The sequence below is a fragment of the Variovorax sp. 160MFSha2.1 genome (genome assembly GCF_048305075.1).
Classification (GTDB): Bacteria; Pseudomonadota; Gammaproteobacteria; order Burkholderiales; family Burkholderiaceae_C; genus Variovorax; species Variovorax guangxiensis.
Genome location: NZ_CP157624.1, coordinates 6,261,462 through 6,282,321, shown reverse-complemented (window position 1 = coordinate 6,282,321; position 20,860 = coordinate 6,261,462). Strand labels below are relative to the sequence as shown.

Below are 20,860 nucleotides of genomic sequence, written 5' to 3'. Positions count from 1 at the left end.
CATGAAACGATTCGCCTCCCTGGCCGTCGCAGCCGCCTGCGCGGCCATGTCCCTTCCCGCGGCCGCCCAGTTCGCCAAGCCCGAAGACGCCATCAAGTACCGCCAGAGTTCGCTGTTCGTGATGAGCCAGCACTTCGGCCGCCTCGGCGCCATGGCCAACGGCCGCGCGCCTTACGACGCAGCCGCCGCCGCGGCCAATGCCGAAGTGGTCGCCGACATGGCGAAGCTGCCCTGGGCAGGCTTCTCCGCCGGTGCCGAGGGCGGCAAGGCCAGGCCCGACATCTGGAAGGAAGACGCCAAGTTCAAGGAACGCCAGCAGAAGCTGCTCGAGGAAACCGGCAAGCTGGTGACCGCCGCCAAGGCCGGCAATCTCGATGCCCTCAAGGCCCAGTTCGGCCCGACCGCCGCGAGCTGCAAGGCCTGCCACGACAGCTTCCGCGCGCAGTAAGCAGCGGATCGCGACAGGACAAAAGCAAAAGGCGCCCTTTCGGGGCGCCTTTTCGTTGGGGCTGGCGAGAGATCAGGCTTCGGCCAGGAGTTTTTCGATCAGTTTGTGCAGCTCGGCGAAGTCCGGCTCGCCCACATAGCGCTTCACGATCTCGCCGCGCTTGTTGACCAGATAGGTGGTCGGCGTGAGCTTCACGTCGCCCCAGGCCTGCGCCACGCTGCCGGTGTTGTCGATCGCCACCTTGAACGGCAGCTTGCGTGTCTGGGCGAAATTGACGACGTAGCTCGGCGGGTCGTAGCTCATGGCCACCGCCAGGGTGTCGTAGCCCTGGGCCTTGTACTTGTCGTAGGTGGCGATGACCTTGGGCATCTCGCCCACGCAGGTCACGCAGCTGGTGGCCCAGAAGTTGACCAGGGTGACCTTGCCCTTCAGGTCCGCCGTGCTCTTCTGCGAGCCGTCCAGCAGCACGAAGGTGGAGGCGGGAGCGGCAGTGGCGCCGGAGCCGAGGTACACGCCCACGCCGGTGGCCAATGCGACGACGACAGCTGCTGCGGCGAGGTATTTCTTCATGGCTTGGTGCAAGAGAAGGGCGGCGCGATTTTAGTTCCGCGTGCCCGATCGTGCTGGCGACATCCCGACCGGCGTGCACGGTTCGATAATCGCTGCCCCATGCCGTCGCCGTCCCCCGCCATTCCCCGCTCCAGGTTCGCAGTGCTGGCCGCGGCAGCCCTGCTCGCAGCCTGCAGCCCCGCCTTCAACTGGCGCGAAGTGCCGATCGCCGGGGCCGGCCTGGTCGCGATGCTGCCCTGCAAGGCCGACCGTGCGACCCGCGCGCTGCCGCTGGGCACCGAATCGGTGCAGGTCGACATGACGGGCTGCGAAGCCGGCGGCGCGACATTCGCCATCGCGCATGCCTCCGCGAACGGCCCAGAGCAGGCCGAAGCCTGGCTGCGCGCCTGGCACACCGCCACGCGCGGGCAACTTGGCGAGGCGCAGGTGACGGAATCCGCCGCCAGCGTGCTGCGCGCAACGGCAGTGCCCGCGCCGCTGCGCCTGGAAACACAGCCGCCGCAAAAAGGTACGGCCACGCCCCTGCAGGTGCTCTGGTTCGCCCAGTCGCAGAAAGACGGTTCGGTGGCGCTCTACCAGGCCACGGTGCTCGGCCAGCCTTCCTCGGCCGAGGCGTCGAAGACCTTCTTCGAGGGCCTCAGGCTTCCATGAGCGGCGGCCTCGCCTGCTATGGTTCCGATAGCTGCGGTGGCCAGACCGTCCGCACGGTCCTGTCCGTTTTCCGGGGCTGCCGCGTTATGTCGCATATCTACTTCCCCTGGGCGCCCCCGCATAATCGACGCGTCGTCCTCCCTTTTGCATGAACAGCATCCTCATCATCGCCCACGCTCCGTTCGCCCATGCGATGCGGCAGTGCGCGCTGCATGTGTTTCCCGACTGCGAACAGGCCATCGCCGCGCTCGACGTGCTGCCCAACGTGTCGCCCGAAGAAACGCTGGCGGCCGCGCGCATCACCCTCGCGCAGCAGCTGCACGCGCCGCGTTCGCAGGTGCTGGTGCTGGCCGACGTGTTCGGCGCCACGCCCTGCAACGTGGCGCAGAAGCTGGTGGACGGCGTCCGGTCGCGGCTGGTGGCGGGGGTCAATCTTCCGATGCTGCTGCGTGCCGTCACCTACCGGCACGAACCCCTGGAGACGCTGGTGCAGCGCGCCCTCGCGGGCGGCACCGCGGGCGTGATGCAGGTGGCGGTGGCGGCTCCCCAGAACCAGGCGAAAAGAAAGCACAGTGATCAAGAAATCCGTGACCATCAGCAATAAGCTGGGCCTGCATGCACGCGCATCGGCCAAGCTGACCAAGCTCGCAGGCAGCTTTCCCTGCGAGGTGTGGCTCTCCCGCGGCGACCGCCGCATCAACGCGAAGAGCATCATGGGCGTGATGATGCTGGCTGCCGGCCTGGGCTCCACCGTCGAGCTCGAAACCAACGGGCCGCAGGAAGAAGAAGCGATGAACGCCATCGTCCAGCTCATGGACGACAAGTTCGGCGAAGGCGAATAAGGACCGTCCCATGACCTTCGCAGTCCACGGCCTCCCCGTTGCCCGTGGCATTGCCATCGGGCGCGCCGTGCTGGTGGTGTCGAGCCGCATCGACGTCGCCCACTACTTCATCAAGCCCGAAGAGATCGAGACCGAGATCGACCGCGTGCGCACCGCGCGCAACGCGGTGGCCGACGAGTTGGCCAAGCTGCAGGCCAACGTCGCGCAGATGGGCCCGAACGACGCGCCGCACGAGCTTGCGGCGCTGCTCGAGGTGCACCAGATGCTGCTGCAGGACGAAGCCCTGAGCGGCGGCGTCAAGCACTGGATCAGCGAGCGCCTGTACAACGCCGAGTGGGCGCTGACCACGCAGCTGGAGATCATCGCGCGCCAGTTCGACGAGATGGAGGACCCGTACCTGCGCGAGCGCAAGGCCGACCTCGAGCAGGTGGTCGAGCGGCTGCTGCACCGCATGAAGGGCACGGCCGCCGTGCTGGCGCCGAGCCCGCCGCGCCGCAAGCGCGCGGCCTCCGCTGACGATGACAACGACGACCCCACCGCGGGCGACGGCATCGACGTGCCGCTGGTGCTGATCGCGCACGACCTCTCGCCGGCCGACATGCTGCAGTTCAAGAAGAGCGTGTTCGCCGGCTTCGTCACCGACGTGGGCGGGCGCACCTCGCACACCGCCATCGTGGCGCGCAGCATGGACATCCCGGCCGTGGTCGGCGCGCGCACTGCGAGCCAGCTGGTGCGGCAGGACGACTGGGTCATCATCGACGGCGACGCCGGCGTGGTGATCGTCGATCCGTCGCCGATCATCCTGGCCGAGTACGGCTTCAAGCAGCGCCAGGGCGACCTCGAGCGCGGCCGGCTCGCGCGGCTGCGCCACAAGCCCGCCGTCACGCTCGACGGCCAGCGGGTGGAGCTGCTGGCCAACATCGAGATGCCGGAAGACACCGTGGGCGCGGTCAAGGCCGGCGCGGTGGGCGTGGGCCTCTTTCGCAGCGAATTCCTCTTCATGGGCCGCGACACGGGCTCGCCCCAGACCCGGCTGCCCGATGAGGAGGAGCAGTACCAGGCCTACAGGCGCGCGGTCGAGGGCATGCAGGGCATGCCGGTCACCATCCGCACCATCGACGTGGGCGCCGACAAGCCGCTGGACAGCAAGTCGGCCAACAAGCAGGAGCACCTGAACCCGGCGCTGGGCCTGCGCGCCATCCGCTGGAGCCTGGCCGATCCGGCGATGTTCCTCACGCAGCTGCGCGCCATCCTGCGCGCGGCGGCGCATGGCGAGATCCATCTGCTCATCCCGATGCTCGCGCACGCGAGCGAAATCAGGCAGACGCTCTCGCTGATCGACTTCGCGCGCGCCGAACTCGACAACCGCGGCGCGGTGTACGGCCACGTGAAGCTCGGCGCCATGATCGAGATCCCGGCGGCCGCGCTCACGCTGCGCATCTTCCTGAAGCACTTCGACTTCCTGTCGATCGGCACCAACGACCTGATCCAGTACACGCTGGCGATCGACCGCGCCGACGAATCGGTGGCGCACCTCTACGACCCGGCGCATCCGGCCGTGCTGCGCCTGGTGGCCGACACCATCGCCGAGTGCCGCCGACAAGGCAAGGGCGTGGCCGTGTGCGGCGAAATGGCGGGCGACGTGGCCTTCACGCGTCTGCTGCTGGGCCTGGGCCTGCGCAGCTTCTCGATGCATCCCTCGCGCATCCTCGCGGTCAAGCAGGAGGTGCTGCGCGCCGACACCGGCAAGCTCGAGGCATGGGCAAAGAGCGTGCTCGACTCCGACGACCCCGCCGCCGCAATGGCTGGCTGACCGGCTGACGCCACGAGCGTACTTTTCACTCACCCCGCGGGTGAGTGAAAAGAAACGAAACACGCCGAAACTGCGGCGAAAGGACTTGCGGGGGGCCCGCAAGCACGATCAGGCCTTCTCTTCAACCACTGAAAGAAAGGCCTGAAATGAACTCCATCTCCTTCACCCAGATCGTCGCCGTCGCATCCTTCGCCATGCTCGCCGCAGCCGGCGCGAAGGCTGAGAGCTACGAGGGCGTGCAGCCCGCCGTGTCGGCCAAGAGCCGTGCCGAAGTCAACGCCGAAGCCATGCGCACCGCATCGGCGCCCGACCAGAACGTGGTGCGCGGCTCGCGCGGTGCCGAGACCATGGCCGTCTCGACCGAACGCGGGCGCATCGTCGCAGAAGCCGTGCGCGCTGCCGCCGCGCCTGACCAGAACGTGTCGGCGAGTTCGCGCGTGAACAGCCAGGTCATCTCGACCATGCCCAACCCCGTCGACGCACGCGCCTCGGCTGCCAACGCCAAGAGCAGCCGCCTCTAAGCAGGCCGGCTTGTCGCCACGCCTGTCGCCACGCCTGTCGCCATAAAACGAAACACGCCGCAACCGCAGCGAGAGGACTTGGCCCGGTGCAATCCGCACCATGGAGCTTCCTCCTCAACACAACACCAGGAACACAAGGAATCGCCATGAAACACTGGATCAAACGCACTCTCTTCGGCTTCGCCGGCGCCGCCATGGTCGCGGGGAGCATCGCTGGCTGCAGCAGCTACCGCCACGGCTGGGGCGGCGACAGCGCCGAGTTCCGCACGAAGATGGTCGAGCGCGTGGGCAGCAAGCTCGAACTCGACGCGAGCCAGAAGCAGAAGCTCACCGTGCTGGCCGAGAAGTTGCAGGCGCAGCGTGAAGCCATGCGCGGCGCGGGCGGCTCTGGCGATCCGCGCTCGCAGTTCAAGGCGCTGTTCGCGGGCAACAAGCTCGACCAGGCCGGTGCTGCCCGACTGATCGACGAGAAGACCACGGCCGTGCGCAACGGCAGTCCCGAGATCATCGCCGCCGCAGCGGACTTCTTCGACAGCCTGAACGCCGCGCAGCAGCAGAAGGTGCGCGATTTCATGGAACGAGGCGGCCGCCGCTGGAGCCACCGTGGCTGAACCGGGCTCACCCCCAGGCTTCGCGCACTTCGTGTCGCTGCGCCTCCCCCCTCTCCGGGGGCGACACCAGTGGCCCGGCAAAGCCGGTTCCACGGCGTCTCCCGAAGGGGGCGTAGCGGCGGCAGGCGGCGTGCGCACCCTGCTGCGCCTCGAAGGCGCCGTGGTGCTCGGCGTGGCGCTCGCCGCCTACGCGCAGTTCGGCGCAGGCTGGGGCGTGTTCGCGCTGTGGCTGCTCGCGCCCGATCTCTCGCTGCTGGGCTACCTCGCGGGCCCGCGCACGGGGGCTGCGCTCTACAACGCGGCGCACTCGTACGTCGGTCCGGTGCTGCTGCTGGCGCTGGGCGTGCTCGCGGCGATGCCGTGGGCGGTGGCCGGCAGCCTGATCTGGCTGGCGCACATCGGCATGGACCACGCGCTGGGCTACGGGCTCAAGTACGCGAGCGGCTTCGCCGCCACGCACCTGGGCCGCATCGGCAAGGCCGACCCATGGTGAGCGGCGACCCCACGGCTTCGCATGCCGTGCACGCGCCGGCCGCGCGCGCATGGATGCTGACGGAGGCGCTCACGCTGGGCATCGCGTCGATGGTGCATGCCGGGTTCCTCGTGCCCGGCTACGCGCACCCGGCGGCGCGCACTGCCGAGGCGGTGATCGCCACGGTGCTGGTGCTGGCCTCGGTCGAGACCTGGCTGCGCCCGCACCATGCGCGCCGCGCGGCCATCTTCGGCCAGGGCTTCGCGCTGCTGGGCACGCTGGTCGGCCTCGGCACCATCATCGCGGGCATCGGCCCGCGCACGGTGCCCGACGTGGTCTACCACGCGCTGCTGCTTTCCATCCTCGTGACGGGCCTGACCTGGGCGGTGCGATGCCGGCGGGTCTGATGGTCAGCGAGGTCATTCGCCACTTTCTCGTCCGGAGGCACAATCCCGCCATGCCGCGCATCCTGCTGATCGACGACGACGAGCATCTCGCCGCGCCGCTGACCACCTACTTCGCACGCTTCGGCTGCACGCTCGAAAGCGCCGTGCGCCCGAGCGAGGGGCTGGCCAGGCTGCGTGCAGGCACCTACGACGCGGCCATCCTCGACGTGATGCTGCCCGAGATGGACGGCTTCGCGCTGTGCCGCGAAATCCGCAAGGAAAGCGACATTCCCATCGTGATGCTCACCGCCCGCGGCGAAGTGATGGACCGCGTGGTCGGGCTGGAGCTCGGCGCCGACGACTACGTGCCCAAGCCCTTCGAGCCGCGCGAACTGGTAGCGCGCGTGCAGACCATCCTGCGCCGCCAGCGCAGCACGCCGCAGGCGTCAGCCAGCGGCACGCAGTACCGCGTGTTCGACGGCCTGTCGATCGACCTCGACCGGCGCCAGGTGCTGCGCCACGGCGAGCGCGTGGAGCTCACCGGCACCGAGTTCGAGCTGCTCGCGCTGCTGGCGGCCGAGCCGGGCAAGGTCTTCAGCCGAGACGACATCCTCAACCGCCTGCGCGGGCACGAGGCCGAGCTCTACACGCGCGCGGTCGACATCGTGGTGAGCCGCCTGCGCAAGAAGCTCGAGCCGCTGGACTGCATCAAGACGCTGCGCAACGCGGGCTACGCGCTGGCCGTCGCCCGCAGCGAACCTGCATGAACTTCGGCCGAAGCAGGGAGTCCCGCAGGATGCGGTGGCGCGGCGAGGAATGCCGCGACGAGATGACGCGCGGCGACTGGCACGCCAAGTGGCACGCGCGCTGGAACGAGAAGGTGCAGGGCAAGCGCCGCTGGCGCCGTTCGCTGCGCGTGCGGCTGGTGCTGATGTTCGTGCTGCTCGCGCTGGTGATGGCGGCCGTCTTCATGGGCGGCATGAAGAAATCGTTCTCCACCGGCTGGGCCGAGGCCGCCAAGCCGATGCTGACCGATTACGCCGACCGCCTGGTCGCCGAGATCGGCACGCCGCCCGACGTGGCGCGCGCGCAGGCACTGGTGGCGCGGCTGCCGATCACCATCCGCATCGTGGGCCCCAAGGTCAACTGGGACTCCAACCCCGGCGGCGCCAGCAGCCCCGGCGGCTGGATGCACGACCGCGAAGACGTCTTCGGCGGCGACAAGTGGTTCATCCGCCCCACGGCCGACGGCCACCGCGTGATCTTCGGCTGGTCGCCCAAGCTCTGGCAGCTGGCGCCGCGCGTCATCGGCTGGGCCACGCTGGGCCTGCTGCTGTCGTGCGTGCTGCTGGGCTACGCCTACGTGAGCCGTCTGCTGCGCCCGCTGATCGACATCCGCGAGGGCGCGCAGCGCTTCGGCCGCGGCGAGTTCACGCAGCCCATTCCGATCCGCCGCAACGACGACCTCGGCGACCTTGCCGAGCGCATCAACACCATGGCCGAGGACATCCAGGCCATGCTCGACGCCAAGCGCGGGCTGCTGCTGGCGCTGAGCCACGAGCTGCGCTCGCCGCTCACGCGCGCGCGCCTGAACGCCGAACTGCTGCCGACCACGCCCGAGGGGCAGGCCGAGCGCGACGCGCTGCTGCGCGACCTGAACGAGATGCGCGACCTCATCAGCGACCTGCTCGAAAGCGAGCGCCTCGCCAGCCCGCACGTGGCGCTGCAGCGCGAACCAGTCGACCTGGCGGCGCTGATCCGCGAGATCGTGGCCGAGATGCCCGGAGCGGAGCATGTGCATCTCGACCTGGCCGAGGGCCTGCCGCCGCACGCGGTGGACCGCATGCGCATCCGGCTGCTGGTGCGCAACCTGCTGGACAACGCGCTGCGCTACAGCGCCGACGCGCCCCGGCCGCCCTGCGTGTCGCTGCGCGCGGTGCTCGACGGCAGCAGCCAGGGCGCGGAGATCGAGGTGCGCGACCACGGCCCCGGCGTGGACGACGAGCAGCTCGAGCGCCTGACAGAGCCCTTCTACCGCACCGACGGCGCCCGGGCGCGCGCCACCGGCGGCGTGGGCCTGGGCATGTACCTGTGCCGGCTGATCGCCGAGGCGCACGGCGGCAAGCTCACGGTGCGCAACGCGCAGCCGGGGTTGCGGATCGTCGTCAGGCTGGCCTAGGGCCTGTTCACACTATTTCCGGGGTCGCGTTGGCGCTCCAAGGGGCTGGCTGCAAGGCGCCCGTGCGCAGCAAGGCTTTCGCCTCGCAAGCGCGGGCAACGCCGCAGACGGCCCCTTGGAGCGCCAACCCTGCGGGAAGGGCAGCCAGGGCGGGCCACTCGGCGTTGCGCTCCTAGCGTGTGCGCATGCACACGCGTCGTCACGCGCCTTGATTGGCCCGCCCTGGCTGCCCTTCGCGACCCCGGAAATAGTGTGAACAGGCCCTAGCCGGGGGCGAAAGGCGCGCTGTCGCCTGCGCTACCTGCCCGCCCCGGGGGCGCCGCTACGATGCGCCTGCGCGCCAGCGCCCCCTCATTCAAGGTCAAGGAGACAGACGCCATGAGCACCCCACTCACCAACCATCAGGTCCGCCTCGCCAAGCGCCCCGAGGGCACGGCCACCCGCGAGAACTGGAAGTTCACCACCGAGCCCGTCGGCGAACCGGCCGAGGGCGGCGTGCTCGTCAAGACGCTGTCGCTGTCGCTCGACCCCGCCATGCGCGGCTGGCTCAACGACGCCAAGAGCTACATCCCGCCCGTGGGCATCGACGAAGTGATGCGCGCCGGCGGCGTCGGCCGCGTCATCGCCTCGAAGAACCCGCAGTTCGCCGTGGGCGACACCGTCTACGGCACGCTGGGCGTGCAGGAATACATCCTCATCCCCGAAGACCAGATCAAGCGCAACGGCCTGGTGAAGATCGACCTGCGCGTGGGCACCATCACCCAGTGGCTCAACGTGCTGGGCATGCCCGGCATGACCGGCTACTTCGGCCTGATGGACGTGGGCATGCCCAAGCCAGGCGAGACGGTGGTGGTTTCCGGCGCGGCCGGCGCCGTCGGCCAGACGGTGGGCCAGCTGGCCAAGATCAAGGGCTGCCGCGTGGTCGGCATCGCCGGGGGGCAGGCCAAGTGCGACTGGGTGGTGAAGGAGCTCGGCTTCGACGCCTGCATCGACTACAAGGCCGGCGCCGCCGCGGTGCGCGAGGGCCTGAAGACGCACTGCCCGAAGGGCGTGGACATCTACTTCGACAACGTCGGCGGCGAGATCCTCGACATGGTGCTGGCGCGGCTCGCGCGCAAGGCCCGCATCATCATCTGTGGCGCCATCAGCCAGTACAACAACGCCAACAGCATGCCCTCGGCTGGCCCTAAGAACTACCTGAGCCTGCTGGTGAATCGTGCCCGCATGGAAGGCATCGTGGTGTTCGACTACGCCGACAGGTACCACATCGCCATCGCCGAGATGGCCGGTTACCTGAAAGATGGGCGCATGAAGAGCAAGGAAGACGTGGTGAAGGGGCTCGATACCTTCCCCGAGTCGCTCAACAAGCTCTTCGCGGGCGAGAACTTCGGCAAGCTGGTGCTGCAGGTCGCCGAAGACTAGGCGCGGGGCGGGCCGCCGGAGGGACGCCGCGGCTCAGCCCAGGTCGGGACGCATCGGGATGTCGCCCAGCGCGTCGTCCTCGCGCAGGCCGCGCGCGGCCTTCAGCAACTCGATCGACAGGCCGTCGCCATGGCCCGCGAAGCCCCGGGCGATGCCCTCGAGCACCGTCGACAGGCCGGCTTCGCCGTCGCTGCGCGCATCCATGCTGATGTTGAGCACCCGGGCCGCCATCTGGCGGTAGGTGACGGCGCCCGCGCCCTCCAGCGCGGCCACCAGATCGAGGTACAGCGCCAGGTTCAGGTCGAACACCAGCTTTGGCGTGATCTCGAAATCCCTGTTCTTGTCGTCCATGTGGGTTGGCTCCTTTTTCCTGAGCCTCCACTCTAGCCAGAAAAGATGAAGGCGCGCCGTCGGATACAGCCTGATTCAGCACGCAGGCATCACCATGATCACCGCGATCAGCGTGCGCGCGTGCCCATGATCGCCGCCGAGATGATCAGCCAGGCCGCCAGCGCGATGGTCCAGGTCAGCGGCCGGCCCGTCACCAGCAGCAGCAGCGCCGTCGAGCCCAGCGGCGTGATGTAGCTCAGGATGCCGATCTGTCGCGCGTCGCCGCGCTTGAGCGCCATGTCCCACACGAAGAAGGCCGCGCCCAGCGGGCCGAGGCCGCACAGCGCGAGCAGCAGCCAGTCACGGGCCGTCAGCGACACCGAGGGCTCCAGCACCGCATGGCAGGCCAGCGCGAGCGCCCCCGAAACCAGCCCGAAGAGGCCGATCGCCGAGGTCGGGAAGGCCGGCACGCGCTTCGTCCACAGCGAATAGCTCGCCCAGACGAAGGCCGAGGCCAGCGCCGGCACGAAGCCCCAGTACCCCGCGGCGGAAGCGGCGCCGCCCCCGCCCGCGCCCAGGATCGCCGCCGCCGCGCCGCCAAAACCCAGCAGCCCCGCCACCAGATGCAGCGGCCGCAGCGACACGCCCGGCAGCAGCACCGGCGCCAGCACCACCATCAGCAGCGGCCAGAGGTAATTGACCAGGTTGGCCTCGACCGGCGGCGCGTAGCGCAGCGCGATGAACAGCAGGAAGTGATAGCCGAAGAGCCCGTAGATGCCCAGCGCCAGCGTGCGCGGCGGCACTTTCCAGGCAGTGCGGTCGCGCAGCACCAGCGGCCAGCTCGGCACGCTGCCGATGATGAGCGCGAGGCCAGTGAGCAGAAAAGGCGGCAGGTGCGACAGGGCCGTGCCCAGCGAGGCGAGCGTGGTCCACAGGGCGATGGCGATCAGTGCGTAGGCGGTCGATGGCATGGATGGCGAGGCTACGCGATGCGGTCGTCGCGCAATGACGGTCCGTCGTCGAGAAACGACGGTCTTTCGATCAGGAAAAGGGACTCAGCGCCGCAAGGCGGCCGTAAGGGCGGAAGGCGAGCGGTAGCCCGTGCGCCGCGCTGTCTCCGCCACGCTCATGCCGCCCAGCCTCAGCTCGCGCGCATGCGCCAACCGCAGCGAGCGCAGCCATTGCATCGCGCCCATGCCCTGCTCGTCGCGGCAGCGCTGCGCGAACTGGCTGGGGCTCAGGCAGGCGACCTGGGCCAGGTCGGCCACGCTCAAGGGCTCGTGCCAGCGGGCACGGGCCCAGTCGGCGAGCAAGGACCAGTCGATGCGGCGGCGCGACGCCGACGACGATGCCGGTGCGGGGCTCCAGGCCTCCAGGAGCAGCGCCGGCCCGTGCTGCAAGGCCAGGGCCGAGGTTCGCGGCTGCTTCATGCATTGCGCCAGGTAACGCGCCAACGCGTGCAGTTGCGCCGAATCGGGCGGCGCGCGTTCGGCGCAGCGGGCCCATGCCGGCTGCGTGGTGTCGAGCACCAGGCACACCGCGCCATGCCTGCGCGCGCTGAAATCGTGCCGGTCGCCCGGTGCGACCACCTGCGCTTCGCCCGCGGCGATGCCGGCGCCCCGGCCTTCCACCTCGATATCGAGCACGCCGTCGAGACCGATCAGCACCTGGAAATGGTCGTGCGCATGGCTGCCGTGCGAGTGGCCGTAGTCGCGCAGGGCGAGTTCATGGCGAGGCGGCAGGGATGAACCGAAAACAGGCATGGGCAGTCGAGGATTGTCCGCGCAGCTCCCGCAATGCCACAAGCGGCATCAGCTTCCGTCGGCGTCCCGCAGCGCCTGAGCGTTGACCCGCACGGCCTCGACCACACGCCCCTGGCCTGTCGCCAGCGGCTGCGTGCGGCCCTCGGCCCGCACCCTGTCTCCGACCTTCAGCGCCAGCTTCGCATGGCCGTCGGGCTTCATGTGGATGAAGTCGCCGGTGTCCAGCACCACGCCGTTGGCCTCTCCGTGGCGCGCGTAGTTGAAGCGCACCACGGTGCCTTCGATGCGTTCTTCGGCCCGCGCACGCCGGGGCGGTTCGCCGTCGACCGAGGCCAGCCGCTCGAAGCGGTAAACCGTGTGTTCGCTCTCCGCCTTGGGCGAGGGGCCCGCTTCGATGCCCTCGATCACCAGCGCCTGGCCCACCTTCAGGCTCTCGAAGGCGCGCGCGGCGCCTTCGTCGTGGCGGTCGAACACGAACTGCGTGGGCACGCCGTCGGTGTCGATCAGCACGCCCTCGATGCTGCCCCTGGGGCTGTAGATCAGTTGCTGGAAGCGGCCTTCGACGGACCAGACGTCGAGGGTGCCGTGGGATTCATGATGACTTGGCATGGAATGTCCTTTCGAGATCGGTTGTTGAAAGGGCGATCAGCCGAGCCGCAGCAGCAGCGCCGAGGCCGCGCACACCAGCAGGAAGGGAATGCTGATGCGGTGGAACTCGCGCAGCCCATTCGGCAGCTTCGCCAGCCGCAGCGCGATCAGGTTGGCCAGCGAGCCCAGCACGCAGCCGAAGCCGCCCACGCTCACCCCGGCCGCGAGCGCCGGCAGGTCGCGCACGTGGCCATCCAGCAGGATGGCCGCCGGCACGTTGCTGATGAACTGCGAGGTCACGATGGCCGCGAGGTAGGCGCGCCAGCCCTCGGTGATCGGCCAGTGGCCCAGCAGCGCCACCACCGCGGGCAGCTCCGCGAGCTGCCGCAGGTCCACGAACATCAGCGCGATGATCGCCAGCAGCGCCCAGTCGATGCCGCGCAGCACGCGCGGATACGCCACCAGGAACACGCCGAACACCACGCCCAGCCCGGCCAGCAGCCAGTGCCGGTCCAGCGCGACCACGAAGCCGACGAACAACACCCCCGACAGCGCCAGCATGCGCGGCTGCACTGGCGCGGCTTCGGCCTCGGGCTTGAGCTCGATGGGTGTGCGCGGCACCAGCAGCCACACCGCGACGAAGAGCCAGAACAGCATCACCGCCACCGTCGGCCCCATCATTCCCATGAAGGCGACGAAGCCCTCGCCCGAGCGATGCCACAGATAAAGGTTCTGCGGATTGCCGATCGGCGTGAGGGCAGAGCCCGCGTTCACCGCCAGCGCCTGCAGCACCACCAGCCGCGCCAGCGGCAGGTGCGCCTGCGTGGCGAGCACGCGCGTCAGCGGCACCAGCAGGAACAGGCTCACGTCGTTGGTGACCAGCGCCGAGAGAAAGGCCGCGCTGGCCGTCAGCAGCATCGCCAGGCTGCGCTGGTCGTGCGTGCGCGCCAGCAGGCGCTGCGCGGCGGCCTGCAGCATGCCGCTGCGCTCCACGCCCTGCGTGATGGCCAGCAGCCCGGCGAGCGCGCCCACGGTCTGCCAGTCGACCAGCCGCAGCCAGTCCATCGGCGCGCGCGGGCGCAGGAAGGCGAACAGCACTGCGACGGCGACCAGCACCCACAGCAGGCCGTTGCCGCCGCCTTCGTGCGGCGAGGAAGCGTCGGAATCGGAAGTCGCGGAAGAAGGCGCGGACACGGAATCTTTGGTCATGGAGCGGAAGTGGTCGGTGCGCGGGCGGCAAGCGCGTCCGGCATCGAACGCGGACGATAGCGGGTTTCGGGCATCGCGAAGGCAAAGAGAGCGAGCCCGGCCAGCGCGACGGCCGCCAGCATCACGAAGGCCGCGTCGTAGCCGGCCAGGTGCGCGACCGCACCGGCTGCCAGATTGCTCAGCGCCGCACCCAGCCCCACGCAGGCTGCGCCGATGCCCAGCGCGAAGTTGAAATGGCCGCTGCCGCGCGTGATGTCGCCGATCATCAAGGTCAGCATCACGCCGAAGATGCCCGCGCCAATGCCGTCCAGCACCTGAAGCGACAGCAGCGCGGCGGGGCTGTCGGCCAGCAGGTAGAGCAGCCCTCGCACCGGCAGCACCGCGAAGCCGACCAGGAAGATGGGCTTGCGCGCCAGCCGCGGCGCCCAGCGGCCGACCGCCAGGGCGATCGGAACGGTGACCAGCTGCGTGACGATCACGCCGCCCGACAGCCACAGCGTGGCCGAGGTGCCGGCCTGCGTGCCGACCTTCTGCGCCACGAGCGTGAGCATGGCGGCATTGGCCAGGTGGAACAGGAAGGCGCAGGCCAGCAGCACAAGCAGGCGGCAGTCGTACCAGCGTGCGGACGGCGCGGCATCGGGCTCGTGGCCGGTGTCGGCGCCGCGCGCCAGGAGCGGATCGACGTCGCGCTGGCGGATCAGCATGGCCGCCGCCATGGTCGGCAGCGCCATCGCCACCGCGTAGAAGAACATGGCGTGCGGGCCGAACGTGTGGCCCACCCAGCCGGTGCCCAGTGCCCACAGCACCGTGCCGCCCGCGGTGATCGCGGCGTTGCGGCCGATGCGGGCATCCAGCCCGGCGCGGCCGACCATGCCGAGGCTGATGGCCGCGATGGCGGGCGCCACCAGCGTGCCCGCCGCGCCGATGAGCGACTGGCCCGCCAGGATCACACCGTAGCCCGGCCAGTTCGCCATGACCACGAGGCATGCCGCGATGAGCGCGATGGCCCCCGCGATCCAGCGCGGCTTGTGCCGCACGCTGTCGATCAGCGCGCCGGCCGGCGCCTGCACCACCAGCCCCACCAGCGCCGAGACGAACATCACGGTGCCGATGCGCTGCGGGTCCCAGGCCAGCGTGCCGGCCATGAAGACGATCAGGAACGGGCCGACGCCGCCCTGGATGTCTGGCGCAAGGAAGGCCAGCGCGTCCAGCGAGCGCAGGCTGCGGCGGGAGGGAGCTGAGGATGGGGCGGTCATCGCAGGGGCTCGCCGATCAGAACGCCGGCACCGGCGGACGCGGCGCCACCGGGCCACGTCCGGGCCCCCGGTGCGGGCCCTCGAACACTTCGCGCGCCGTGGACGCGGTCGGGCCCATGCTCGTGGCCTCCAGCGCCGTGCCCTGCGCACCGCGCGTGCCCCAGCCGCGCGCGTAAAGCTGCGCGCCGGGCTGCAGCTGCGCGCCGTACATGGCGCCGATGTGCGGCGGGAAGCGCACGATGGTCCTGTCGGCCAGCAGCGCGCCGTGCACGTCGCCGAGGTCGTTGTACAGAAGGCGCTCGATGCGCCCGTCCGCCGTCATGGCGCTCAGCGCGGCCGGATCGTGGGCGCGTCGCGGCGGGAACATGCCGGGAACAGGCGGCTCGTCGATCACGCTGCGGCCGTTGGCGCTGAGCGACTGCATGCGCACCACCGGCACCTGCGGCGCGCGCCAGCCACGGACCTGCACGGTGTCGCCGGGCCTGAGCGCCTGCATCACCGCGGCCGAAAGGTGCGGCGGGAACGCGACCTGCGTTCCGTCGGCCAGCAGCAGGCCGTCGGCCTCGCCGTTCGGGTTGAGCAGCCATTGCTGCACGCGGCCGGAGGCGACGGTGTCCGCCTCCGGTGCAACGGCAACGGGCGGCGGCGGCGGAAGATGGGCGAAGGCCGGAGTGAAAGCGGTGCTGCCCGCGAGCAGGCAGACGGCGGTGGCGATGGACGCGATGCGGTGTGTCATGGTGACTCCTTGTGGATGAATGCCCCAAGGACATCTCACACAACGTGCCAACCCGCATTTCCTTTGAAATCAACGACTTGCGCGTGCCGAACGGCGGCAGTCGTCCGGTACCGGGACAGGAGGCGTCCGCTTTGCGGACACCCCCGGACGCCTTATCGCTTCGTCGCCTTATCTACTACTCGATGCCGTACTGCGCCAGCTTCCGGTACAGCAGCTGGCGGTGAATGCCCAGCCGCCGCGCGGCCTCGGTGCGGTTGCCCTGCGTCTGCGCGAGCGCGTGCTCGATGAGCAGCCGTTCGAGCCGTTCCACCGCGCCGGGCAGGTCTCCCTCCAGCCACTCGGCCGGCAGCATCCCGACGGACGGTGCCGATTGCGCGGGCCGCGCCTCGCCCATCGCCAGCCCCAGGTCGGCGCTGCCGATCACGCGATGCCGCACCAGCGCCTGGCAGCGCTCCATCACGTTGCGCAGCTCCCGCACGTTGCCGGGCCAGGGCCGGCTCAGCAGCAACTGCGCGGCCTCCGCGGAGAGCGCCTTGGGCGCATCGGGCAGTGCCGCGCGCCGCAGGAAGTGCTCGGCCAGCGGGATCACGTCGGCCAGCCTCTCGCGCAGCGGCGGCAGGCGTATCGACAGCACGTCGAGCCGGTACATCAGGTCTTCGCGAAAGCGTCCCTCGCCGACCGCCGCAGCCAGGTCGCGGTGGGTGGCTGCGACGATGCGCACGTCGACCTTCACCGGCTTGTGGCTGCCCAGCGGCGTGACCTCGCCTTCCTGCAGCACGCGCAGGATCTTCGCCTGCACCGAAAGCGCCATGTCGCCGATCTCGTCGAGCAGCAGCACGCCGCCGTCGGCCGCGCGAAAGCATCCCGCGCGCTCGCCGGTCGCACCCGTGAACGCGCCGCGCACATGGCCGAAGAGCTCGCTTTCGAGCAGCTCCTTCGGAATGGCCGCGCAGTTGACCGCCACGAAGGGCTTGTCCGCGCGCGACGAATACCGGTGCAGCGCGCGCGCCACCATTTCCTTGCCGGTGCCCGTCTCGCCCAGCACGAGCACGGGCGCCTGGCTGGCCGATGCGAGGCCGATGCGCTTCTGCACCTCGCGCATCGCCTGGCTCAGGCCGACGAGGTCGCCGTCGTCGTCTTCCGCCACGGCGGTCGCCGCCGCCACGCCTTGTTGCTGCTGTTGCAGGACGCGCCCGAGCACCTCGCGCACGGCCTCGCGGCTGATCGGCTTGGTGATGTGGTCGAAGGCGCCGAGCCGCATCGCCTCGATGGTGTTGCCCGCGCTCGCGAAGGCGGTGAGCACGATCACCGGCGGCACGCGCGCGAGCCGGGCGTGCATCGCCTCCAGCGTCTGCAGGCCGTCCATGCCGGGCATGCGGTGGTCGAGGAACACGGCGTCGAAGCGCGTGCGCGCCATCGCATCGAGCGCCTCGGTGCCGCTCGCGACGTTCTGCGCCTCGTGGCCCAGGCCCTGCAGCGTCTCGGCCAGCGTGTCGCGGAAAGCGTCGTCGTCGTCGACGATCAGGAAGCGCGCCATGGAAGCTCCAGTTCGAATCGCGTGCCGGGTTCGAGCGCCGCATGGCGCAGGTCGCCGCCGTGTGCCAGCGCCACTTCGCGCGCCAGGGCGAGGCCCAGGCCGGTGCCATCGGCGCGGCCCGTGGCGAAGGGCTCGAAGAGGCTGGCCTGCAAGGCTTCGGGCACGCCGCCGCCGTCGTCGTCCACCCGGATGAAGAGCGTGCGCGCCTCGTTCGCCGAGGCCGAGAGCGTGACGAGCCCGCCGCGCGGCGCATGGCGCACCGCGTTGTCGAGCAGGTTGTCGACAGCGCGCGCCAGATGCACGGGGTCGAACACGGCCTGCGGCGGCTCGTCGTGCTGCAGCACCAGGCGTACGTCCGCCGCGCCGGCCTTGCCGCTCACGCTCGCGATGCGTTCTTCAAGCCAGCGATGCAGGTCGACCTGCACCGGCGCGAGCGTCACCGGCTGCACCAGCGCCAGCAGGCTCTGCACCAGGCCGTCGAGCCGGTCGATCTGCCCGACGATCACGCGCAGCGCGTCGCCCTGCTTCCCGGGCGTGGCGGCCAGCGCGTTCTCGGCCTTCAGCCGCATGGTGGCGATGGGGTTGCGGATCTCATGCGCGATGCCCCCGGTCATGCGGCCCAGCGCGGCCAGGCGCTGGTCGCGGCTGCGCTGCTGGGCCGCTTCGCGAAGGCGCGCGCGTGCTTCCTCGAAACGCACACGATAGTGATTGAAGCCGTCGACGATGCGGTCGAGCTCGCGCACGCCGGTGCGGGGCAGCTCGGGCATGGCGCCGCCGTCGGCATCGCTGCGGGCCAGCCGGTCTTCCAGCCGCTGCACGTGGCGCAACCCGCGCAGCAGGATGAAGCCCAGCCACAGGCCCGAAGCCAGCACCAGCAACAGCAGCACACCAAGGCCGGTGCGCAGGCTGTCCTGCGCGGCCAGCGCGCCGCCGGTGGTGCGGGTCATGGTCCAGGCTGCGAGGTCGTTGCCCGGCGCCGCCAGCGGGCAGGCCGCGACGATCAGCGCCTCGCGGCTGCCGCGCACCACATCGGTCTGCAGCTGCTGCGTGCGGGCGGCCAGCTGCGCCACCTCGGCGATCAGCGGCTGCTCGGCCGCGGGCACGTCGCGCTTGACGCCGCCGCCTTCATAGGTGGGGTAGGCATAAGCCAGGTGGCCGCCGCCGGCCTGCCACACGCCGCCCTCGACATGCGGCGCCTCGATCAGCACCAGCTGCAGCAGCACCTGCAGCAGGTCGACCTGCGGCCGGGCAGGGGCAAGCGAGGAGGACGACGGCGTGGCCGACTTGGCATAGCGCGCCGCGATCGCCCGGCAGGACTGCTCGGTGGCGGCGCGCGCCGCCGACACCTGCACGCCCGCGCTGCTGCGGTAGAGCGTGAGCATCACCACCGCCAGCGCGGCGCACATGGCGAACAGCAGCATCCAGAAAAAGATCAGTTGACCACGCAGGGATTTCATGCGCCGCGATCTTGCCCTGTCTTCGTGTCACGGCGCGCCTGTCCCGGCGCTGTCAACGGCCGGCGAGCTCACGCAGCTCGCGCTTGAGCACCTTGCCGATCGCGCTGCGCGGCAGCTCGTCGATGAAGGCCAGGCGCGCCAGGCGCTGTGTCTTGCCGAGCTGGGCGTTGGTCCATTGCAGCAGCTCGTCCTCGCTGGTGGCGTCGCCCTCGCGGCGAACCACGAAGGCGGCGGGCGTCTCGCCCCATTGCTCGGAGGGCACGCCCACCACCGCCACGTCGGCCACCGCCGCATGGCCGCGCAGCACGGCCTCCAGGTCGCTCGGGTAGATGTTGAAGCCGCCGCTGATGATCATGTCCTTCTTGCGGTCGAACAGCGTGAGGAAGCCGTCGGCGTCGAAGCGGCCCACGTCGCCGGTGCGGATGAAGCGCTTGCCGGTGGCGTCGAACCACTCGGCCTCGCGCGTCTTCGCGGGCTGGCGGTGGTAGCCGGTCATCATGCCGGCCGAGTGGCCTACCACCTCGCCGGCCACCTCGGTGTTGCCGCTCGGAAGCTCGTTGCCGTCCTCGTCGATCAGGCGGATGTCGCTGCCCTCGGCGGGCCGGCCCACCGTATGCAGCTTGGTCGGATTCAGGTGCGCCTCCAGGATGCAGGTGCCGCCGCCCTCGGTCATGCCGTAGAACTCGACCAGCCCGCCGGGCCAGCGCTTGAGCACGTCGGCCTTCAGCGCGGCGCCGAAGGGTGCGCTGGTGCTGAACTTGTGCCGGTAGGAAGACAGGTCGTGCTCGTCGAAGCGCGGATGCGCCATCAGCCGCTGGTACTGCACCGGCACGAGCATGGTGTGCGTCACGCGGCGCTGCTGCGCGAGCTGCAGGTAGCCCAGCGCGTCGAACTTGGGCATCAGCACCACGCAGCCGCCGAAGGCCAGCGTGGGGAAGAACACCACCAGCGTGGTGTTGGAGTAGAGCGGCGTTGAAAGCAGCGTGACCGTGTCGGGCCCGTACTCGTACTTGGCGCCGCGCTGCACATGGGCCCAGCGCATGCCGTGGCCCTGCACGATGCCCTTGGGCTCGCCCGTGGTGCCCGACGAATAGATGATGTTGAAGGCCCAGCCCGGCTGCACCTCGACCGCTTCGGGCCGCGCGCCGGCAGGCGCCAGCCATTCCTCGATGCCGCGCCCGATCTGCGAGCCGTCGAGCGCCACGCGCGGAATGCCCCCTTCCTTCGCGGGGCCGATGACCTCGGCGGCCGATGCGTCGCTGAACAGGATGCGCGCGTCGGCGTCCTCGATCATGCGCGCCAGGCTGGCGGGCGTGGAGCCGGGGGCCAGCGGTGCCACCGCGACGCCCGCGCGCAGCGCGCCCAGGAACACGGCAGCGTAGTTCACCGACGACGAGGCGCAGATGGCGATGGCGTCGCCGGCCTTGAGCCCGTCGCGCTGCAGGCTGGCCGCGACGCGGTCCATCAGCGCGTCGAGGGCGCGGTAGTCCAGCGTGCGGATTGCGTCCGACAGGGCGGCATGGTCGGGCGTGTGTTGCGCGTGGAGGCGGACCAGATCGGCAATGGCGCCGAAACTGCGTTCCATGGCGGCTTGGACGGCGGGGTGAGTTTGCAAAGTCGTCTTCCTTCTTCTTGGCCAGATTCTTGGCCAAACGGCAGGATAGCGAAATGCTCCCGCTTCCTGCCAGCGCCTTGGCGACCGGGCGGTCGCAGGACGGCGCGCCGTCAGTTGGCGCTCAGGAAGGCGGGAACACGATCCCCGAGCGCTGCACGCCAAGCGGCGGCGGCGCTTGTTGTCACCAACGACAGGGGGTTTTCCGTGCACATCATCTGGACGATTCTGATCGGCTTCATCGCCGGGCTCCTGGCCCGCGCGGTGCTGCCGGGCAACAACTCGATGGGGTTCATCCTCACTGCGGTGCTCGGCATCGCCGGCTCGCTGGTCGCGACCTATGCCGGGCAGGCCATGGGTTGGTATGCGGCGGGCGCGGGCGCAGGCTTCATCGCCTCGGTGGTGGGTGCGGCGGTGCTGCTCGGGGCCTGGCACCTCGTGAGCCGCTGAGGCAGCC

24 protein-coding genes are annotated in these 20,860 nt (G+C 70.1%); 13 read left to right on the top strand and 11 right to left on the bottom strand.

All coding sequences use genetic code 11. The features are described from left to right. Position 1 precedes the first annotated feature (1 nt). Complete coding sequence (locus tag ABL838_RS28990; protein WP_126025401.1) at positions 2-448, top strand: c-type cytochrome; 447 nt, start codon at positions 2-4, stop codon at positions 446-448. A gap of 72 nt (positions 449-520) precedes the next feature. Here ABL838_RS28990 and ABL838_RS28985 read toward each other — a convergent pair whose 3' ends face one another. Beyond that, entirely contained in the window at positions 521-1,018 is a 498-nt protein-coding gene (locus ABL838_RS28985) for a TlpA disulfide reductase family protein (RefSeq protein WP_126025400.1), read from the bottom strand. Positions 1,019-1,117: 99 nt separating this feature from the next. Between ABL838_RS28985 and ABL838_RS28980 the strand changes: the two genes are divergently transcribed. The 11 genes from ABL838_RS28980 (at position 1,118) to ABL838_RS28930 (ending at position 9,915) form a co-directional block, all read left to right on the top strand. Then, complete coding sequence (locus tag ABL838_RS28980; RefSeq protein ID WP_418123102.1) at positions 1,118-1,669, top strand: hypothetical protein; 552 nt, start codon at positions 1,118-1,120, stop codon at positions 1,667-1,669. Positions 1,670-1,817: 148 nt separating this feature from the next. Continuing rightward, on the top strand, positions 1,818-2,273 hold the full coding sequence (locus ABL838_RS28975) for a PTS sugar transporter subunit IIA (protein WP_126025398.1): 456 nt from the start codon (positions 1,818-1,820) through the stop codon (positions 2,271-2,273). Next, complete coding sequence (locus ABL838_RS28970) at positions 2,242-2,511, top strand: HPr family phosphocarrier protein (RefSeq protein WP_057596164.1); 270 nt, start codon at positions 2,242-2,244, stop codon at positions 2,509-2,511. Before ABL838_RS28975 ends, ABL838_RS28970 begins: the two co-directional genes overlap by 32 nt. 10 nt (positions 2,512-2,521) lie before the next feature. Further along, complete coding sequence (gene ptsP, locus ABL838_RS28965) at positions 2,522-4,324, top strand: phosphoenolpyruvate--protein phosphotransferase (RefSeq protein ID WP_184642139.1); 1,803 nt, start codon at positions 2,522-2,524, stop codon at positions 4,322-4,324. A gap of 146 nt (positions 4,325-4,470) precedes the next feature. Further along, on the top strand, positions 4,471-4,845 hold the full coding sequence (locus ABL838_RS28960; protein ID WP_369660558.1) for a DUF4148 domain-containing protein: 375 nt from the start codon (positions 4,471-4,473) through the stop codon (positions 4,843-4,845). Between the two features lie 146 nt (positions 4,846-4,991). Then, on the top strand, positions 4,992-5,456 hold the full coding sequence (locus ABL838_RS28955) for a Spy/CpxP family protein refolding chaperone (RefSeq protein WP_126025395.1): 465 nt from the start codon (positions 4,992-4,994) through the stop codon (positions 5,454-5,456). Positions 5,457-5,586: 130 nt separating this feature from the next. Continuing rightward, positions 5,587-5,949 (top strand): DUF4260 domain-containing protein, encoded by a 363-nt coding sequence (locus tag ABL838_RS28950; protein WP_418123100.1) that lies wholly within the window; start codon positions 5,587-5,589, stop codon positions 5,947-5,949. Beyond that, positions 5,943-6,335 carry a hypothetical protein gene (locus ABL838_RS28945; protein ID WP_418123098.1) on the top strand — a complete coding sequence of 131 codons (393 nt, stop codon included), beginning with the start codon at positions 5,943-5,945 and terminating at the stop codon, positions 6,333-6,335. The genes ABL838_RS28950 and ABL838_RS28945 overlap by 7 nt, the downstream gene beginning before the upstream one ends. 50 nt (positions 6,336-6,385) lie before the next feature. Then, positions 6,386-7,081 (top strand): response regulator transcription factor, encoded by a 696-nt coding sequence (locus ABL838_RS28940; RefSeq protein ID WP_369660562.1) that lies wholly within the window; start codon positions 6,386-6,388, stop codon positions 7,079-7,081. A gap of 29 nt (positions 7,082-7,110) precedes the next feature. After that, complete coding sequence (locus ABL838_RS28935) at positions 7,111-8,493, top strand: HAMP domain-containing sensor histidine kinase (RefSeq protein ID WP_126025391.1); 1,383 nt, start codon at positions 7,111-7,113, stop codon at positions 8,491-8,493. A gap of 378 nt (positions 8,494-8,871) precedes the next feature. Then, positions 8,872-9,915, top strand: coding sequence for an NADP-dependent oxidoreductase (locus ABL838_RS28930; RefSeq protein ID WP_369660564.1), 1,044 nt, complete (start codon positions 8,872-8,874; stop codon positions 9,913-9,915). Between the two features lie 33 nt (positions 9,916-9,948). On the opposite strand, the gene ABL838_RS28925 is transcribed toward ABL838_RS28930, so the two are convergent. The 10 genes from ABL838_RS28925 to ABL838_RS28880 all read right to left on the bottom strand — a co-directional run bounded on the left by ABL838_RS28925 (position 9,949) and on the right by ABL838_RS28880 (position 20,376). Further along, a complete protein-coding gene (locus ABL838_RS28925; protein WP_126025389.1) occupies positions 9,949-10,266 on the bottom strand; it encodes a hypothetical protein in 318 nt (105 codons plus the stop codon). Between the two features lie 107 nt (positions 10,267-10,373). Further along, positions 10,374-11,216, bottom strand: coding sequence for a DMT family transporter (locus tag ABL838_RS28920; protein ID WP_418118211.1), 843 nt, complete (start codon positions 11,214-11,216; stop codon positions 10,374-10,376). An 84-nt stretch (positions 11,217-11,300) separates the two neighbouring features. Then, positions 11,301-12,008, bottom strand: coding sequence for a helix-turn-helix transcriptional regulator (locus tag ABL838_RS28915; protein WP_184642130.1), 708 nt, complete (start codon positions 12,006-12,008; stop codon positions 11,301-11,303). 48 nt (positions 12,009-12,056) lie between these two features. Then, complete coding sequence (locus ABL838_RS28910; protein WP_369660567.1) at positions 12,057-12,617, bottom strand: hypothetical protein; 561 nt, start codon at positions 12,615-12,617, stop codon at positions 12,057-12,059. A 36-nt stretch (positions 12,618-12,653) separates the two neighbouring features. Then, a complete protein-coding gene (locus ABL838_RS28905; RefSeq protein ID WP_221297806.1) occupies positions 12,654-13,805 on the bottom strand; it encodes an SLC13 family permease in 1,152 nt (383 codons plus the stop codon). After that, positions 13,802-15,061, bottom strand: coding sequence for an MFS transporter (locus tag ABL838_RS28900; protein WP_418123096.1), 1,260 nt, complete (start codon positions 15,059-15,061; stop codon positions 13,802-13,804). Before ABL838_RS28900 ends, ABL838_RS28905 begins: the two co-directional genes overlap by 4 nt. 16 nt (positions 15,062-15,077) lie before the next feature. Next, positions 15,078-15,797 (bottom strand): hypothetical protein, encoded by a 720-nt coding sequence (locus ABL838_RS28895; RefSeq protein ID WP_418123094.1) that lies wholly within the window; start codon positions 15,795-15,797, stop codon positions 15,078-15,080. A 175-nt stretch (positions 15,798-15,972) separates the two neighbouring features. Next, on the bottom strand, positions 15,973-17,334 hold the full coding sequence (locus ABL838_RS28890) for a sigma-54-dependent transcriptional regulator (protein WP_418123092.1): 1,362 nt from the start codon (positions 17,332-17,334) through the stop codon (positions 15,973-15,975). Continuing rightward, positions 17,319-18,791, bottom strand: coding sequence for a sensor histidine kinase (locus ABL838_RS28885; RefSeq protein WP_418123090.1), 1,473 nt, complete (start codon positions 18,789-18,791; stop codon positions 17,319-17,321). Before ABL838_RS28885 ends, ABL838_RS28890 begins: the two co-directional genes overlap by 16 nt. Before the next feature lie 52 nt (positions 18,792-18,843). Beyond that, complete coding sequence (locus ABL838_RS28880; protein ID WP_418123088.1) at positions 18,844-20,376, bottom strand: class I adenylate-forming enzyme family protein; 1,533 nt, start codon at positions 20,374-20,376, stop codon at positions 18,844-18,846. Between the two features lie 234 nt (positions 20,377-20,610). Between ABL838_RS28880 and ABL838_RS28875 the strand changes: the two genes are divergently transcribed. Continuing rightward, complete coding sequence (locus ABL838_RS28875; RefSeq protein WP_126025380.1) at positions 20,611-20,853, top strand: GlsB/YeaQ/YmgE family stress response membrane protein; 243 nt, start codon at positions 20,611-20,613, stop codon at positions 20,851-20,853. Positions 20,854-20,860 lie beyond the last annotated feature (7 nt).

Bases quoted from the DNA above. Each gene is read 5' to 3' on its own strand.
- ABL838_RS28990 (WP_126025401.1), top strand. From the start codon at position 2: ATGAAACGATTCGCCTCCCTGGCCGTCGCAGCCGCCTGCGCGGCCATG.
- ABL838_RS28985 (WP_126025400.1), bottom strand. From the start codon at position 1,018: ATGAAGAAATACCTCGCCGCAGCAGCTGTCGTCGTCGCATTGGCCACC.
- ABL838_RS28980 (WP_418123102.1), top strand. From the start codon at position 1,118: ATGCCGTCGCCGTCCCCCGCCATTCCCCGCTCCAGGTTCGCAGTGCTG.
- ABL838_RS28975 (WP_126025398.1), top strand. From the start codon at position 1,818: ATGAACAGCATCCTCATCATCGCCCACGCTCCGTTCGCCCATGCGATG.
- ptsP (WP_184642139.1), top strand. From the start codon at position 2,522: ATGACCTTCGCAGTCCACGGCCTCCCCGTTGCCCGTGGCATTGCCATC.
- ABL838_RS28960 (WP_369660558.1), top strand. From the start codon at position 4,471: ATGAACTCCATCTCCTTCACCCAGATCGTCGCCGTCGCATCCTTCGCC.
- ABL838_RS28955 (WP_126025395.1), top strand. From the start codon at position 4,992: ATGAAACACTGGATCAAACGCACTCTCTTCGGCTTCGCCGGCGCCGCC.
- ABL838_RS28945 (WP_418123098.1), top strand. From the start codon at position 5,943: ATGGTGAGCGGCGACCCCACGGCTTCGCATGCCGTGCACGCGCCGGCC.
- ABL838_RS28940 (WP_369660562.1), top strand. From the start codon at position 6,386: ATGCCGCGCATCCTGCTGATCGACGACGACGAGCATCTCGCCGCGCCG.
- ABL838_RS28935 (WP_126025391.1), top strand. From the start codon at position 7,111: ATGCGGTGGCGCGGCGAGGAATGCCGCGACGAGATGACGCGCGGCGAC.
- ABL838_RS28930 (WP_369660564.1), top strand. From the start codon at position 8,872: ATGAGCACCCCACTCACCAACCATCAGGTCCGCCTCGCCAAGCGCCCC.
- ABL838_RS28925 (WP_126025389.1), bottom strand. From the start codon at position 10,266: ATGGACGACAAGAACAGGGATTTCGAGATCACGCCAAAGCTGGTGTTC.
- ABL838_RS28920 (WP_418118211.1), bottom strand. From the start codon at position 11,216: ATGCCATCGACCGCCTACGCACTGATCGCCATCGCCCTGTGGACCACG.
- ABL838_RS28915 (WP_184642130.1), bottom strand. From the start codon at position 12,008: ATGCCTGTTTTCGGTTCATCCCTGCCGCCTCGCCATGAACTCGCCCTG.
- ABL838_RS28910 (WP_369660567.1), bottom strand. From the start codon at position 12,617: ATGCCAAGTCATCATGAATCCCACGGCACCCTCGACGTCTGGTCCGTC.
- ABL838_RS28905 (WP_221297806.1), bottom strand. From the start codon at position 13,805: ATGACCAAAGATTCCGTGTCCGCGCCTTCTTCCGCGACTTCCGATTCC.
- ABL838_RS28900 (WP_418123096.1), bottom strand. From the start codon at position 15,061: ATGACCGCCCCATCCTCAGCTCCCTCCCGCCGCAGCCTGCGCTCGCTG.
- ABL838_RS28895 (WP_418123094.1), bottom strand. From the start codon at position 15,797: ATGACACACCGCATCGCGTCCATCGCCACCGCCGTCTGCCTGCTCGCG.
- ABL838_RS28890 (WP_418123092.1), bottom strand. From the start codon at position 17,334: ATGGCGCGCTTCCTGATCGTCGACGACGACGACGCTTTCCGCGACACG.
- ABL838_RS28885 (WP_418123090.1), bottom strand. From the start codon at position 18,791: ATGAAATCCCTGCGTGGTCAACTGATCTTTTTCTGGATGCTGCTGTTC.
- ABL838_RS28880 (WP_418123088.1), bottom strand. From the start codon at position 20,376: ATGGAACGCAGTTTCGGCGCCATTGCCGATCTGGTCCGCCTCCACGCG.